The organism is Streptococcus sp. HMSC076H09 (genome assembly GCF_001811765.1).
GTDB lineage: Bacteria > Bacillota > Bacilli > Lactobacillales > Streptococcaceae > Streptococcus > Streptococcus agalactiae.
The window spans coordinates 94,980-109,252 of record NZ_KV806604.1 but is presented as its reverse complement, the minus strand read 5'-3'; the positions used below and the strand labels follow the sequence as shown (position 1 = coordinate 109,252).

Annotated in this window: 17 protein-coding genes; 4 read left to right on the top strand and 13 right to left on the bottom strand. The window is 35.5% G+C overall.

Features of this window, described 5'->3' with window-relative positions:
• Window positions 1-42: 42 nt before the first annotated feature.
• The 9 genes from HMPREF2818_RS05650 to dhaS all read right to left on the bottom strand — a co-directional run bounded on the left by HMPREF2818_RS05650 (window position 43) and on the right by dhaS (window position 8,415).
• A complete protein-coding gene (locus tag HMPREF2818_RS05650; protein WP_000574037.1) occupies window positions 43-735 on the bottom strand; it encodes a methionine ABC transporter permease in 693 nt (230 codons plus the stop codon).
• On the bottom strand, window positions 732-1,802 hold the full coding sequence (locus HMPREF2818_RS05645; RefSeq protein WP_000032379.1) for a methionine ABC transporter ATP-binding protein: 1,071 nt from the start codon (window positions 1,800-1,802) through the stop codon (window positions 732-734). Before HMPREF2818_RS05645 ends, HMPREF2818_RS05650 begins: the two co-directional genes overlap by 4 nt.
• Entirely contained in the window at window positions 1,795-3,171 is a 1,377-nt protein-coding gene (locus tag HMPREF2818_RS05640) for a M20/M25/M40 family metallo-hydrolase (RefSeq protein ID WP_000176420.1), read from the bottom strand. The genes HMPREF2818_RS05645 and HMPREF2818_RS05640 overlap by 8 nt, the downstream gene beginning before the upstream one ends.
• 133 nt (window positions 3,172-3,304) lie before the next feature.
• On the bottom strand, window positions 3,305-4,129 hold the full coding sequence (locus tag HMPREF2818_RS05635; protein ID WP_000768250.1) for a MetQ/NlpA family ABC transporter substrate-binding protein: 825 nt from the start codon (window positions 4,127-4,129) through the stop codon (window positions 3,305-3,307).
• A 140-nt stretch (window positions 4,130-4,269) separates the two neighbouring features.
• Entirely contained in the window at window positions 4,270-5,103 is an 834-nt protein-coding gene (locus HMPREF2818_RS05630) for an amino acid ABC transporter substrate-binding protein (protein ID WP_000152905.1), read from the bottom strand.
• Between the two features lie 101 nt (window positions 5,104-5,204).
• Entirely contained in the window at window positions 5,205-5,894 is a 690-nt protein-coding gene (locus HMPREF2818_RS05625; RefSeq protein WP_000956417.1) for a gamma-glutamyl-gamma-aminobutyrate hydrolase family protein, read from the bottom strand.
• 154 nt (window positions 5,895-6,048) lie between these two features.
• Complete coding sequence (locus tag HMPREF2818_RS05620) at window positions 6,049-6,765, bottom strand: YebC/PmpR family DNA-binding transcriptional regulator (RefSeq protein WP_000532903.1); 717 nt, start codon at window positions 6,763-6,765, stop codon at window positions 6,049-6,051.
• A gap of 117 nt (window positions 6,766-6,882) precedes the next feature.
• Window positions 6,883-7,869 carry a DhaKLM operon coactivator DhaQ gene (dhaQ, locus tag HMPREF2818_RS05615; protein ID WP_001232461.1) on the bottom strand — a complete coding sequence of 329 codons (987 nt, stop codon included), beginning with the start codon at window positions 7,867-7,869 and terminating at the stop codon, window positions 6,883-6,885.
• 9 nt (window positions 7,870-7,878) lie between these two features.
• Complete coding sequence (gene dhaS / locus HMPREF2818_RS05610; RefSeq protein WP_000168603.1) at window positions 7,879-8,415, bottom strand: dihydroxyacetone kinase transcriptional activator DhaS; 537 nt, start codon at window positions 8,413-8,415, stop codon at window positions 7,879-7,881.
• A gap of 173 nt (window positions 8,416-8,588) precedes the next feature.
• Here dhaS and dhaK point away from each other — a divergent pair, with 173 nt between their 5' ends.
• From dhaK to HMPREF2818_RS05590, 4 genes are read left to right on the top strand one after another with little or no spacing between them, the layout of a single operon-like run.
• Window positions 8,589-9,578: a dihydroxyacetone kinase subunit DhaK gene (dhaK, locus tag HMPREF2818_RS05605; RefSeq protein WP_000722653.1), complete on the top strand. Its 990-nt coding sequence runs from the start codon at window positions 8,589-8,591 to the stop codon at window positions 9,576-9,578.
• A 37-nt stretch (window positions 9,579-9,615) separates the two neighbouring features.
• Window positions 9,616-10,194 carry a dihydroxyacetone kinase subunit DhaL gene (gene dhaL / locus HMPREF2818_RS05600; protein ID WP_000453280.1) on the top strand — a complete coding sequence of 193 codons (579 nt, stop codon included), beginning with the start codon at window positions 9,616-9,618 and terminating at the stop codon, window positions 10,192-10,194.
• Window positions 10,194-10,568: a dihydroxyacetone kinase phosphoryl donor subunit DhaM gene (gene dhaM / locus HMPREF2818_RS05595; RefSeq protein ID WP_001279899.1), complete on the top strand. Its 375-nt coding sequence runs from the start codon at window positions 10,194-10,196 to the stop codon at window positions 10,566-10,568. Before dhaL ends, dhaM begins: the two co-directional genes overlap by 1 nt.
• Window positions 10,569-10,577: 9 nt before the next feature.
• Window positions 10,578-11,291, top strand: a complete 714-nt coding sequence (locus HMPREF2818_RS05590; protein ID WP_000191475.1) for an MIP/aquaporin family protein — start codon at window positions 10,578-10,580, stop codon at window positions 11,289-11,291.
• Between the two features lie 265 nt (window positions 11,292-11,556).
• Here the strand turns inward: HMPREF2818_RS05590 and HMPREF2818_RS05585 are convergent, their stop codons facing one another.
• From HMPREF2818_RS05585 to HMPREF2818_RS05570, 4 genes are all read right to left on the bottom strand, one after another.
• Window positions 11,557-11,961, bottom strand: a complete 405-nt coding sequence (locus tag HMPREF2818_RS05585) for a cupin domain-containing protein (RefSeq protein ID WP_000675691.1) — start codon at window positions 11,959-11,961, stop codon at window positions 11,557-11,559.
• 138 nt (window positions 11,962-12,099) lie between these two features.
• Complete coding sequence (locus tag HMPREF2818_RS05580; protein WP_000859551.1) at window positions 12,100-12,813, bottom strand: MerR family transcriptional regulator; 714 nt, start codon at window positions 12,811-12,813, stop codon at window positions 12,100-12,102.
• A 92-nt stretch (window positions 12,814-12,905) separates the two neighbouring features.
• Complete coding sequence (locus tag HMPREF2818_RS05575; protein WP_000218982.1) at window positions 12,906-14,015, bottom strand: nucleotidyltransferase; 1,110 nt, start codon at window positions 14,013-14,015, stop codon at window positions 12,906-12,908.
• Complete coding sequence (locus tag HMPREF2818_RS05570; protein ID WP_000583230.1) at window positions 14,012-14,263, bottom strand: hypothetical protein; 252 nt, start codon at window positions 14,261-14,263, stop codon at window positions 14,012-14,014. The genes HMPREF2818_RS05575 and HMPREF2818_RS05570 overlap by 4 nt, the downstream gene beginning before the upstream one ends.
• Window positions 14,264-14,273: the final 10 nt, after the last annotated feature.

Here is a 14,273-nt window from a genome sequence, read left to right as displayed (position 1 = left end):
TTAAACAAATGAAAATGTGAGAAGAATAGCCTTCTCACATTTTTATTTATGACTCAAGCGACGTGTTAAAAAATCACCTAAAAATTGGATAAAGAAAATTAATAATAAAATCAGAATAGTCGCTACTAAAGTAATATCATCACGAGAATAGTTATATCCTTTAGTAATAGCAACAGAACCCAATCCTCCTGCACCAATAGCGCCAGCCATAGCTGTTTCACCTACTAAAGAAATCAAAGTAACCGTTGATACTCGAATTAAATCTGGTAGACCTTCACGAAGATAAACTACAATAATATCCCAAAGTGTTCCACCTGAGGCTTGTGCAGCCTCAATAACTCCACCATCAAGTTCAGCTAAAACAACTTGAACTTGACGAGCAAAAAATGGGAAAACTGCCAAAGAAAGAGGTACCAAAGCTGCTGGTGAACCAAGTGTTGTTCCTACAATTACGCGAGTTACTGGCGCAATCAAAGCAAGAAGAATAATGAAGGGCAGAGCTCTAAAAACAGAAACAACTTTATCTAAAACTCCAAATACTAATTTATTAGCAATAACTCCTCTAGGACTAGTTAAAACAAGGAATAAACCTCCTAACAATCCCATTAAACCTCCAATAAGGAACGACCAAAAAGTCATATAAAGGGTTTGTACAATAGCTGTCTGCCAGCCGTAAGCACCTTCCCAACCCATTTGATATACATTTGGTAAATGTGTTTGAATCCACTCTATCATGCTTTACCACCTTCTTTCAATAACGTTAATTGAACTTGCGAATCTGTAATTGCTTGGCAGGCTTGTCTTAATTTTTCTTCGTCACCTGATAAGATAACTACCATTTCTCCAACTGGAATACCATCTAAAATTTCAATATTCCCATAGAGGATGTTAGCAGTTACTTCAAATTCTTTATAAATTTGATTTAAAAGCGGCTCATCCGTGCTATGCCCAGCGTATTTCAGTTGAACTAATTTGCTACCTACTGGTAGATTTTTGACAACTTCTTGTTGCTCAATCTTAAGCATTGCCTCATCAATCCCAGTAGCTATTTTTATAAAATCTTGTGTAAGACTCTCTCTAGGATGTGAAAAAATGTCTAAAACTGATCCTTCTTCAATCAATTTACCATTTTGCATAACAGCAACGCGATTAGCAATGTCTTTGACAATTTGCATCTCATGTGTAATCAAAACAATCGTAAGTCCCAATTTTTTATTCAGATCTTGGAGAAGGGCAAGTATTTGTTTTGTTGTTTTAGGGTCAAGTGCAGAGGTAGACTCATCTGAAATTAAGATTTTAGGATCGTTAGCCAATGCACGCGCAATGGCAACACGCTGTTTTTGCCCTCCTGATAATTGTGAAGGATAGTTTTGAGCACGATCGGATAATCCAACAAGTTCTAATAATTTAGCAACCTTAGCTGCTTTCGCCTCTTTTGATAAACCTGAATGTTTAAGAGCAAAAGCTACATTCTGCTCTGCTGTCAACTGTGACATTAGGTTAAAATGTTGAAAAATCATTCCAATTTCACGGCGCTGTTCGCGTAATTGTGTGCTAGTCAGTGTCACCTTGTTGTCGTAAATAACTTGGTCATCAATAGTAATTTTACCTGCTGAAGGTTCTTGTAGCAAATTAATAACACGAACAAGGGTAGATTTTCCGGCTCCTGAATAACCGACAATTCCATATATATCACCTTGATTAATATGGATAGTAACATCTTTAACAGCATTAATCTCACGTTTCTTTTGGTGGAAAGTAACATCAATGTTGTCTAATTTAATAATTGGTTCTTTACTCATATGATTCTATTAAAGCCTCCACTAATTCAATATGGGTGTAATAATCAGCAATACTAACATTTTCATCAACGCCATGGTCTCGACTATTGGCATGTCCTATGCCAAAAGCTGCAATTGGCGCTCTTAGAGCTTGATGAACTAAATACATTGGTCCTGTACCTGGTGAGGTGGGTAACAGAGATACCCCTTCTGGATAAAATTGCTCAGCTAAATCAACAACTTTTAGGATAGATGGCGCTGACATATCACTACGATAAGACATTTCACCAAGGGTATAGGTTAGCTCAATGTCATTAAAGCCATTCTCTTTCAAATGATTTTGTATTGAATCTAGTACACCTTTCGGGGTTAACCCTGGCACTAACCTAACCTCTGCTTTACATTTAGCATAAGCAGGTAAAATTGTTTTGACGCCTTCACCTTGATAACCTGAGGTTATACCTTCAATGGCTATAGAAGGTTCAAAATAAAGCTTTCTCAAAAAAGTTTTATGACTATCTGCTAAACTGGGCAAAACTAATTGGTAAGCATCTTCTAGCGCCTTTGCAGATCTATAAGAATATTTTTCAACTAATTCTAACTCTCTCTTAGTAGGGGGAATAACTTTATCATAAATACCTTCTACCAATATATGACCTTTGTTATCCCTTAACGTATTGAGGGCTTGAATTAAATACCATGTCGAGGAATCAACAACCCCACCAAAGGATGAATGAATATCAACATCCGCTGAACTTACTGATAAATCAAAAGTGACAATGCCTTTATTTCCACCAGCAATTTCCAACTGTCCTTTAGGATTTTTAGGGCCATCTTCCCACACGATCAAATCAGCTCCTTGTAGCTGCTCTTGATACTTTTCTAAATAATAATCAAGGCCTACTGAAGCTGATTCCTCCGCTCCTTCCACAATAAAAGTGATATCTAGAGGAAGTTCCCCTTTGTGTCTTGATAAATATTTTTTAACTGCTGATAAACGTGCGGTAATGTGACCTTTATCATCATCTACACCACGTCCATACATCTTACCATATCGAAGTGAAAGTGTAAAAGGGTCCTCAGTCCACTGTTCTACCTCATCTGCTGGTACAGTATCATAATGATTGTAAAAAATAATACGCTTAGCATCTACTTTTGATGATTTGAAATTTGCCACAATAAAGGGAGCGCTATAGCTGTCATCTATAATGACTTCTGCGCCAGCTTTTCTAAAAACTTCTCCAAGATAGCTTGCTAAGTCATTTAAACCAACTTTCTGAGCAAAAATTGACTTAATTGCAATTAAATCTCTTAAAATATTGATATCATCCTGAACAATAGTATCAGATAGAAACTTTTGAATTTGATTTTCTTCCTTTGTTAAAGTCATCTTTCATCCACCTTCCTTCAAAAACAATCCAAGAGCCTGGCACATTGTATTCGTCCCAGGCCCTTTATGGCTATATGGCTGATAAGTTGTATCCTATTAGGATTCCCTGTTAAACTTATACAGTCAATTCACGTTACCATTGTGGAATATCAGCTGAAGTATCTTTGATAACTTTTTTCACTTCATCTGTGTGATAAGCATCCAAGATAGCTTGGATAGCTTTAGCGTTCTTTTGCTTTTTCCAATTTTTACGTCCCGCAATGATATTAATCCATTGTTTTGAATTTTTATCTGATTTCTCAACAAAGATAGCATCTGAAGGTTTTAAATTAGCTTGCTCAATGTATGTATTATTAATAATAGCTGCATCTACATCTTTGAGTGCACGTGGTGTTTGACTCGCATCTAACTCCTGAATATTAATATCTTTTTTATTAGATGTGATATTAGCAACTGTTGCAACCTTCTTACCAGAAACATTCAATTTGATTAAACCTGCTGACTGAAGGACATACAATGCACGGCTACCATTTGTTGCATCATTTGGAATTGCAATAGTGGCTCCTTTTTTCAATTTTTTAAGAGATTTTACCTTCTCAGAATAGATACGAATTGGGGCTAAGTAAGTCTTTTCAAGTGGAATTAAGTTTTTCTTATTTTCCTTATTCCAGTTTTCTAAGAAATTGTAATGTTGAAAGGCATTAATATCCACATCCTTATTGGCTGTCGCTTGATTTGGTTGTGTATAATCTGTAAATTCTGTGAATTTGATTTTAGCTTTATCGCCTACTAGCTTTTCAATTTTATCCCAACGTGCTTTTTCAGTGTCAGAAAAGGTCATAACACCAACTTTAACAACTTTACTTGAAGTTGAGCTTGCTGAAACTTCTTGATTACTAAATGTGACTCCTAAAAGTGTTGTTAAGGCTAATCCTAAGACAATATGTTTTAACTTCATAATAAATTCCCTCAATTTTTGTGATAAAGATATTATCCCATAGGAAGTTATTAGAATCAAATTGTTATAAACTGTCTCTTGTTATAGTTTTAAACTATATAACAAAAACTAAGGATTGACATCTCCTTAGTTTTTTATTACTACTTCTCCTTAGGAGTAACGAGATCTTTCTCATTTGGTACGTAATCACCTCCAAGGTATTCTTTAGCTATTTTTGAAAGTGTCCCATCTTTACGTAATTGTTTAAGGCAATTATTCACATACTTTTGCAAGTCTTTTTGATCCTGACCAAAGATGAAATAAATATAAGGCTGATCTCTCATAGTCAAAGGGATGGTTTTTAAATTCGTGAGACCTTGATTCTTTATGATAGCGTTAACCGTTAGTCCGTCAAAAAGTTTAAAATCAGCTTTTCCATCACTCAAATTCGTTAGAATCTGTGTAATATTTTCATTAGTATATTTTAGAGTAACAGGATTTTTCTGATGCTTTTTATTGAAATTTTCTAATTGCTTGGCAGTTGTCGTTCCTTGGACAACCTGTGTTTTATGACCAGTAATATCATTATAAGCTTTGATATTACTATTCTTAGGAACTGCTAAAACTGAAGGAGTAGAGCCTATTGGGTATGAAAATAAATATTTTTGAGATCTCTCTGATGAATAAGAAATATTATTTCCACCCATTTGAAACTTTCCTGAATCAATACCGGTAAATACCGATGACCACTCTGTTTTTTTAAAAGTGACTTTATAGTTATCTGAACCTTTAAAAACAGCTTTGGCTACTTCAATATCAAAGCCAGTCAGTTTCCCATCCTTTACATAAGAAAAAGGTGCCGTTGTTCCGACAGTTGCAAAATTAACTTCTTTTTTGCCCGTCTTGGTAGTATGAGATTTTGAGCTACAAGCAGCTAGAGACGCTACTGTCACTAAAATAATTCCTGTTACACTTAACACTTTTTTTATTGTCATCTTTTTTCTCCTCTTTAATTGTACACGATATCATAATATCTTTAAGTTTTTAACTAACACTTATCTTCTATCATCTGAGAGTTTTTGCTATTATATGGATGCTACGTTTCATTAACAAAATAACCAAATAAGGTTTGGTTTTCAATTTGGTGAAGCATTAATTCTGGATGCCATTGAACACCTATAATACATTGTTCTGTTCGACTTTCATAAGCTTCTACTGTCCCATCTCTAGGATCTCTAGCACTAACTATCAGACCTTCAGCTAACAGTTTAACACTTTGTCTATGAAGAGAATTGATCCTAAAATCACCTGATATAAAGCCTTCTAGAAAACTCCCTTTTTCCACATTTAAATAATGAGCAAATCCAATGTAAGGCTCTTGATAGTGATTATCAATAGATTGATTAAGTGTACCACCAAGTGCCACATTTACTAACTGCATGCCACGGCAAATCGCAAAGATTGGTTTATTTTGTTTCAACGCTTCGTCGACTAATGCAAATTCAAAAATATCACGCGCAAGTGAATAATCATCACTCTCAATTATCTTCTCTTCACCATAATAGGATGGTAAAACATTTTGGCCACCAGATATGATCAGCTTATCTATCATCTCAACATAAGCTTTGGCACTTTCTGCTTCACTTATTGGTAGGATAACTGGTAACCCGCCTGCGTTTTTAACTCCTTCCGAAATATGCCTAGATACCGAATCATAATAATAACCTGGAATATCTGACATTTCTCTTTCATTTCCTGTAATACCAATAATAGGCTTTGTTAACATTTTGCTCCCTCATCAACCAATAACTGTCTAATAATTATCATTTTACACCTAAAAAAACTTTTTGAATAATATTTTTTACCTATCACTTCTTTAACAATACCTATCAACTCTCACAAAAATAAAAACCATAGTATTAATACTACGGTTTTATTTTTTAGAAATCTGCTACATTATGATAAACTTTTTGAACATCATCATCTGATTCGAGTGCGTCAATAAGCTTTTCAAAAGTTTCAAGGTCATCACCTTCCAATACTACTTCTGATTGAGGAATCATTTCAAGTTCAGTAACTTGGAATTCTTCTACACCATTATCGCGAAGTGCTTGGATACCTTTATGAAGATCTGTTGGGGCGGTATAAACTGTTATTGTTCCCTCTTCTGCTTCAACATCATCTACGTCTACATCCGCTTCAAGTAATTGTTCGAAGACAGTGTCAGCATCATCACCAGCAAAAACGATGACACCTTTTTTATCAAATAAGTAGGATACCGATCCTGAAGCTCCCATATTGCCACCGTTCTTACCGTAAGCAGTACGTACATTTGCTGCCGTACGGTTAACATTTGATGTCAAAGTATCCACAATAATCATTGAACCATTTGGACCAAAACCTTCATAGCGTCCCTCTACGAAAGTTTCATCTGTGTTTCCTTTGGCTTTATCAATCGCTTTATCAATAACATGCTTTGGAACTTGTGCTTGCTTAGCACGGTCCAAAACGAATTTTAGAGCTGAGTTTGACTCGGGGTCTGGTTCACCTTGCTTTGCAGCAACATATATTTCAACACCGAATTTAGCGTATACTTTTGAGTTAGCACCATCTTTAGCAGTCTTTTTAGCAACAATATTGGCCCACTTACGTCCCATTGGAAAATCTCCTTTGATTTCATTTTTAATAACCTGCTGGCTCATATTGGCAAGCAATCTTAATTTTAACTCTATTATTATAGCACTTTGATAGCAATTGGTAAAATGGAAATTCTATCACCAAGCTCTAGCATCTGTCTTATGTTTTAAGTAATCAATCCATCTACTATCCTTTACACGACACAAGGTAACTGATAAACCAGCCATATCTAAACTTGTAATTAGGTGGCCTGTTTTAATAAAAGGTAATTGTAAATCGTCTAAAGCCAGAAATTCCATGACAGCATTTGTAAAAAGTAATTCCTCCATTTTAGAACTTCCTCCAAGATTATTTATCAATAGAATGAATGCTTCTCCATCTTGCCAACGTAATTTCATTTTCAATTTGTTAACTAGTTCGTTTGCCAAATGTTCCATGGACACGAAAGGCATTGTCCGGTATCCTGGCTCACCATGAATACCGATTCCAAATGAGATGTAACCTTCTTCTAAATCAAAAACAGGTTGATGCTGACCTAAAATAGTGGCTGACTTACTTGCTACACCTAAAGTAGCCATTGAAGTTGTCAAAGATAGTCCTAGCTGTTCTAATTCATCTAAGCTTGCTCCTTCTAAAGCAGCTTGTCCAATAATTTTATGTAGCAACACAGTACCAGCAACGCCTCGATGACGAATTTTAAAATTTGATGTTTCAACAGAGATGTCATCATGAGAAACGATGTATTTGATTGGAATGCCTTCTTGACGAGCCTGTTCAATCGCTTGGGAAAATTCTTCCAAATCAGCTTCGAAATTTTTGATAATAACAAAAACACCTTTGCCTCGATTGATAAATCTAATAGTCTCTAGAATATCACTAGCACATGGTGGTACAAAAATAGGACCACTAATCGCTGCCGATAGCATTCCCTCACCAACATATCCAAAGTGAGCTGGCTCATGTCCGCTGCCTCCTCCTGATAAAATCGGAATTACTTGTTCGGATTGCCCTAAATAATGAATAGCGGGCAAATCTTTTATTTGCTCTACTTTAGGGTTAGTTTTAGTGATTGCTTTTATTGTTTCAAAAACATATTCCATTTTATGATGTTCTGTTTTTCTCATATCTTTGTCCTAATAATTTTCTATTGATGTTCTGATAATTTTTTCAATGACTTTCCTATTAAATAATTCTTCTTTTGAGTTATTTATTAACTCATATTTTATAAAATAAGAGAGGGCTTTACTATGATAATTGATAAATGTAACTCTTTCTTTCTGACTAAAGTTAGATTTACTATAATCAGAAAGAAGCTTATCTACTAACTGCTCACAGTAAGACTCAAAATACGAAGAAAAATCATTTTGATCTTCAATTTGAAATAATTTAATATAGAATTCTTGATTCATTTTAAAAAAAGTCAACAACTCTGATAACAACTGAAAACCTGAGATATAGTCTAAATTATCCGTAACTTGTTCGCTTAATTCTGTTTGGAAAATCCATTCTAATAAAGCATATTTATCAACAAAGTGATTATAAAATGTTTGACGTCTAATACCTGCATCTTCCATAATATCACTCACCGATATTTTGTCAAAAGCTTGCGAAATAAATAAACGTTTAAATGACTTGGCTATTTTTTTCTTAGTAATAAGCGAAGAAGCCATAATTTCTCCTTTATTTTATATTGAATTGCTGATGATTTATTATGGTTTAGTGTAACATGATTTATGATTATTGAAAACCCTAACAAAGCGGACAAACAAGAAAATCTGTCCATTCCGGAAAAGGCTTACAAATTTTATAATAAAAGAGAATTAAACATAAAAGGAGTTTCCAAATGAAAAAAATTCTCAATCAACCAACTGATGTTGTTACTGAAATGCTAGATGGATTAGCATATGTTCATAATGATTTAGTACATCGCGTAGAAGGTTTTGATATCATTGCTCGCAATGAAGAGAAGTCAGGAAAAGTGGCTCTCATTTCTGGCGGAGGAAGTGGACATGAGCCTTCACATGCTGGTTTCGTAGGCGAAGGAATGTTATCTGCAGCTGTGTGTGGTGCAGTATTTACTTCTCCAACTCCTGACCAAGTTCTTGAAGCAATTAAAGAAGCTGATGAGGGAGCTGGAGTTTTCATGGTTATCAAAAATTATTCAGGAGATATCATGAACTTTGAAATGGCACAAGATATGGCTGAAATGGAAGGCATTGACGTTGCAAGTGTGGTCGTTGATGATGATATTGCAGTCGAAGACAGTCTTTACACACAAGGAAAACGTGGTGTAGCTGGTACGATACTTGTCCATAAAATTCTAGGACATGCTGCTCGTCATGGCAAATCACTTCAGGAAATCAAAGCTATTGCTGATGAATTAGTACCAAACATTCACACTGTTGGACTTGCACTAAGCGGGGCTACTGTTCCTGAAGTAGGCAAGCCAGGATTTGTTCTTGCAGAAGATGAAATTGAATTTGGTATCGGTATTCATGGTGAACCAGGTTATCGTAAAGAAAAAATGCAACCTTCAAAGGCTTTAGCGACAGAATTAGTTGATAAGTTAATTGAATCGTTCGATGCTAAATCTGGCGAAAAATATGGTGTCCTTATTAACGGTATGGGTGCAACCCCACTTATGGAACAATATGTCTTTGCTAACGATGTTGCCAAACTCCTTGAAGATAAAGGCATTGAAGTGAATTACAAAAAACTTGGTAACTATATGACTTCAATTGATATGGCTGGTTTATCACTAACCTTGATTAAACTGGAAAATCAAGAGTGGTTAGAAGCACTTAATAGTGACGTTACAACCATTGCTTGGTAATCATTCCTGTTAATTAGAACAAAAGAAAGGAACTCTTATGGAAGTAAAAACTGCAATAGAATGGATGCACACTTTTAACCAAAAAATTCAATCCAACAAGGACTATTTATCCGAACTAGATACTCCAATAGGTGATGGCGACCATGGTGGCAATATGGCGCGTGGTATGACTGCTGTTATTGAAAACCTTGATAACAATGAATTTAGTAGTGCTGCCGATGTTTTCAAAACCGTATCCATGCAACTTTTAAGCAAAGTAGGCGGAGCATCTGGACCACTCTATGGTTCTGCATTTATGGGAATTACAAAAGCTGAACAGAGTGAAAGTACCATTTCAGAGGCACTTGGCGCAGGACTTGAAATGATTCAAAAACGTGGTAAAGCTGAACTTAATGAAAAAACAATGGTTGATGTTTGGCACGGTGTTATTGAAGCGATTGAAAAAAATGAATTGACTGAAGACCGTATTGATTCCTTAGTAGATGCTACAAAAGGGATGAAAGCAACAAAAGGACGCGCTTCTTATGTTGGAGAACGCTCATTAGGACACATTGATCCAGGGTCATTTTCTTCAGGATTATTATTTAAAGCATTACTAGAAGTTGGAGGTGTCTAATGTCTGATATTGGTATTATTGTTGTTTCTCACTCTAAAAATATTGCTCAAGGAGTTGTTGATCTTATTTCAGAGGTAGCAAAGGATGTCTCAATAACTTACGTGGGTGGAACAGAAGATGGTGAGATTGGTACTTCTTTTGATCAAGTTCAACAGATTGTAGAGCAAAATGATAAAAAGACGTTATTAGCTTTCTTTGATTTAGGTTCAGCAAAAATGAATTTAGAGTTAGTAGCTGATTTTTCAGAAAAAAATATTATCATTAACTCTGTCCCAGTAGTGGAGGGAGCTTACACCGCTGCTGCTCTTCTACAGGCAGGTGCTGACCTGGATAGTATTCAATCACAATTAGCTGAATTAACTATCAATAAATAAGGAGATATTATGACTCAATTTCTTGGGGAATTTTTAGGAACATTTATTTTGGTTCTTCTTGGGGATGGCGTAGTTGCAGGAAATGTGCTCAGTAAAACCAAAGAAGAAGGAACTGGATGGACTGCTATTGTTTTTGGTTGGGGAATTGCTTGTACCGTTGCTGTTTATGTTTCTGGATTATTTAGTCCTGCTCATCTAAATCCAGCAGTCACATTAGCAATGGCTTCTATTGGAGCAATTTCTTGGGGACAAGTTATCCCCTTTATCATTGCACAGATGTTAGGAGCAATGGTTGCGGCAACGATTTTATGGTTACACTATTATCCTCATTGGAAAGAAACAAAAGATAGTGGACTTATCCTTGCCAGCTTCTCAACCGGACCTGCTATCCGTCATACACCATCGAATCTCCTTGGTGAAATTATCGGTACTGCTATTCTTGTGATTACAATTATGGCAATTGGTCCTAGTAAAGTTGCAGCAGGTCTTGGTCCAATTATCGTTGGTATAGTTATTTTCGCAGTAGGATTCTCTCTTGGTCCAACAACTGGTTATGCTATTAACCCTGCACGTGACCTAGGGCCTCGTCTTATGCATGCTATCTTACCTATTGAAAATAAGGGCGACTCAGATTGGTCATACGCTTGGATTCCAGTTGTAGGTCCAATTATCGGCGGTGTCCTTGGCGCTATCTTATACAATATTGCTTTAACTTTAATTTAACTAAAAAACCAGAAAGTATTAACTTTCTGGTTTTTCGTAGTTGCAGTATGCTTTCAAAATAGAAAAAACACCAAAATACTTAGTGTTCTTTCTGGAGATTTTATGAAAAAAGTTTAGGATGTTTATAGTATAACCGCCCTTACTTAACGTTTCCTTAAAAGCTCGGCTATTTAACATTACTTCCTAAATTACTATTTATATTCTCCAAGAAATGACTACTGTTAAGCTAAAAAGCGCTATTGACATAGCGCTTTTTAGTCTAGTATTATTTAGTTTCAGAAGTAACTCCATCAAAATCTTCTTCATTTTCTTCAGCTTCTTCTCTTGTGGCACGGATAATACCATCTTTGTGATGAGCTGGACTGTAAATTGTATAGAGTTTTAACATCTCGGTTTCAGAAGTGTTAATTACGTTATGTTCAGCACCTGCCGGAACTATTATAGCGTCTCCATCTGCAACTTCATATTCATTACCATCAATGACAACCTTACCATGACCAGCTTCAAAACGGAAAAACTGATCATTTTCTGCATGAATCTCGCTACCAATTTCTCCACCAACAGGCAGTGTCATTAAAACGAGTTGACAATGTTCTGCGGTATAGAGGACTTGGCGGAAATTTGTATTTCCTAGTGTCAATTTTTCGATATTCCCATGAAATCCTTTCATAACGGTACCTACCTTTCTATGCCTACAGTCTACTCTTTTTGCCACTTACTGTCAAAAATTTAGATAAGAGTCTGACATTTTTAATAATATCTACTCCCCCTTGATTCCTATCATTTCATTGCAAACCTAAAATATAGCCTACTGACAATAGCTATCTATAGCTTTAGAAACAAATAATGCTGTTCCCTGGCCTCCCCAATTATCAATAGACCTTTGGAAACGCTCATCTTGGATGTACATTATTCCAAGACTTGCTAATAAATCGTTAGTGCAGTTGTAAAACTGAGCTGTGATATAATCTTGTAAAATCTGAACTTGTTTTTGAACTTTCTCATCTGTCGGAGAAAGTTCTTTCAACTGTCCAAAGTCTTTAAAAATCTGACTCATAGCTTGTGAAATCATTGAAAAATCATTCTTACTATAGCTATTTTCAAATTCTTTGTAACTATCTGTATCCCCCCAGCGTGTTCTAGCTTCCTCTTGAAATGCTTCTAATTCTTCTTGATTATAAGCTGTAAAATCTGACATATTTTTACCCCTCTGGATAGACTTAGCATGTTCAATTACTTCTTCTAGTCGCTGTTTCTTTAGTTCCAGCCACCTAATTTGATCAAGAAGTGCTTGATTACGATCATAATTTGGACTATCCATTATCTCTTTTATTTTTTTAAGAGGAAATTCCAGTTCCTTAAATAACAAAATTTCTTGTAACTTAATCAGTGATTCATCATCATAGTAACGATAACCATTCTCTCCTACAAATGAAGGAGGTAACAAATCTATTTCATCATAATAATGAAGTGTGCGCACACTAATACCAGAAATGTGACTTATTTCTTTAACTGTTTTCATAATAACCTCTCTAAAAAGAGTATAATGTATAACGTTACGTAAGGGTCAAGGGAAAAATATTATTTTGTGATGATTAATTTATAAAGCTTAAATCAAAGGTCGCTTTGACTAACAGATTGATGAAAAGGGATACGTCCCCATGTTTGCTCTGCTATATTAGCATTTCCCATCTGATAAACAGAATCTGCTCGTTGCGTCAAACTATCCCACGTTTGTGAACCAATCCTCGTCACGATATCCACAGACTTCTTCACAGACTTTAAATGCTGTTGACCTTTTTGTGTAAAACCTAAGACATGAATAGCATTTGGTATAGGACTTTCCACAGCATTTATCAAGATATAGGTTAATAAACGTCGAATTCTTGCTTTGGTATACCGTTTAGTTGCGACTTTATCAACTAACTCATCCACAGTCTCCACATAACGAATTTGACTTTTTATACGATTGGCTATCTCTTCATTCACTTGATAAATTTGTGTCAAATCAGAATGCGTCATTATCTGATATTTGAGTAAACTAAAATAATCTTGCCAAACTACTTGTGGACTATTCAAAAACAAGTCACTGTTAGGCATACCTTTTTCTACAAAGAAACGATCAGATTGATGTTTACGAAGACTTGTTGCGGAAGCAAATATCTCTGTTTTTTCTGATGAATGATAACCAGCTCCTTGACGTTGTATCGGATTTAATCGAATACCATTTTGGCTAGCTGCTTTGGTGTAGGCTAAGCCTAAAATGTGATTTGGGGTTTGTCCCGAAAATGCAATCCCTGCAAATTCTTGCCACATAGCTTGCGTTTTTTGTGGATAGGAAAGAGAATCCGATTGTTTTTTCAAAAAAGCTTCCATCTCCTCTTTTTTATTCACATAAATATCCCCAATACGGTCATAATCAAGCATTTCTTCGGTACCGAAGCATAAGTTATCCACACCTAATCGTGCCAGGATAGACACAGCTCCACTAGCGAAATAATCCGCTGACTGTACCGAAACCAAAAAAGGGAGTTCAATCACTAAATCAGCACCATTTTCTAGTGCCATCTGGGCACGGGTCCATTTATCTACAATCGCCGGCTCACCACGTTGCATAAAATTACCCGACATGGCTATTACTTTTATTCCTTGAGCTTGTTCTAAAAGGTACTTATGGCCATTATGAAAAGGATTAAATTCAGCAACAATTCCTGTAACTGTCATACTTCTTTCTCTTTCAATTGATTATTTAAAGTAACAGCATCAATAATATCTAGGTGATAAGTTTTACGAAGGTATATGAGACGATCTGTTTCTTTTTCAAATGGTTTTAATGCCGATAATAAATCCAAATGAAGTTTAGGGTTCATCAATAATCCCAAAATAACTTTAGACTTTTTCTGACTTACCCGTCGTTCAATAATATAAAGTATCCCAAATATCATCAGACAAGCGTATAAGAATATTATCATCTTTTTACCT

What these genes read in the sequence shown, in the direction of transcription:
- HMPREF2818_RS05650 (WP_000574037.1), bottom strand. Translation starts at nt 735, where the DNA reads ATGATAGAGTGGATTCAAACACATTTACCAAATGTATATCAAATGGGT.
- HMPREF2818_RS05645 (WP_000032379.1), bottom strand. Translation starts at nt 1,802, where the DNA reads ATGAGTAAAGAACCAATTATTAAATTAGACAACATTGATGTTACTTTC.
- HMPREF2818_RS05640 (WP_000176420.1), bottom strand. Translation starts at nt 3,171, where the DNA reads ATGACTTTAACAAAGGAAGAAAATCAAATTCAAAAGTTTCTATCTGAT.
- HMPREF2818_RS05635 (WP_000768250.1), bottom strand. Translation starts at nt 4,129, where the DNA reads ATGAAGTTAAAACATATTGTCTTAGGATTAGCCTTAACAACACTTTTA.
- HMPREF2818_RS05630 (WP_000152905.1), bottom strand. Translation starts at nt 5,103, where the DNA reads ATGACAATAAAAAAAGTGTTAAGTGTAACAGGAATTATTTTAGTGACA.
- HMPREF2818_RS05625 (WP_000956417.1), bottom strand. Translation starts at nt 5,894, where the DNA reads ATGTTAACAAAGCCTATTATTGGTATTACAGGAAATGAAAGAGAAATG.
- HMPREF2818_RS05620 (WP_000532903.1), bottom strand. Translation starts at nt 6,765, where the DNA reads ATGGGACGTAAGTGGGCCAATATTGTTGCTAAAAAGACTGCTAAAGAT.
- dhaQ (WP_001232461.1), bottom strand. Translation starts at nt 7,869, where the DNA reads ATGAGAAAAACAGAACATCATAAAATGGAATATGTTTTTGAAACAATA.
- dhaS (WP_000168603.1), bottom strand. Translation starts at nt 8,415, where the DNA reads ATGGCTTCTTCGCTTATTACTAAGAAAAAAATAGCCAAGTCATTTAAA.
- dhaK (WP_000722653.1), top strand. Translation starts at nt 8,589, where the DNA reads ATGAAAAAAATTCTCAATCAACCAACTGATGTTGTTACTGAAATGCTA.
- dhaL (WP_000453280.1), top strand. Translation starts at nt 9,616, where the DNA reads ATGGAAGTAAAAACTGCAATAGAATGGATGCACACTTTTAACCAAAAA.
- dhaM (WP_001279899.1), top strand. Translation starts at nt 10,194, where the DNA reads ATGTCTGATATTGGTATTATTGTTGTTTCTCACTCTAAAAATATTGCT.
- HMPREF2818_RS05590 (WP_000191475.1), top strand. Translation starts at nt 10,578, where the DNA reads ATGACTCAATTTCTTGGGGAATTTTTAGGAACATTTATTTTGGTTCTT.
- HMPREF2818_RS05585 (WP_000675691.1), bottom strand. Translation starts at nt 11,961, where the DNA reads ATGAAAGGATTTCATGGGAATATCGAAAAATTGACACTAGGAAATACA.
- HMPREF2818_RS05580 (WP_000859551.1), bottom strand. Translation starts at nt 12,813, where the DNA reads ATGAAAACAGTTAAAGAAATAAGTCACATTTCTGGTATTAGTGTGCGC.
- HMPREF2818_RS05575 (WP_000218982.1), bottom strand. Translation starts at nt 14,015, where the DNA reads ATGACAGTTACAGGAATTGTTGCTGAATTTAATCCTTTTCATAATGGC.
- HMPREF2818_RS05570 (WP_000583230.1), bottom strand. Translation starts at nt 14,263, where the DNA reads ATGATAATATTCTTATACGCTTGTCTGATGATATTTGGGATACTTTAT.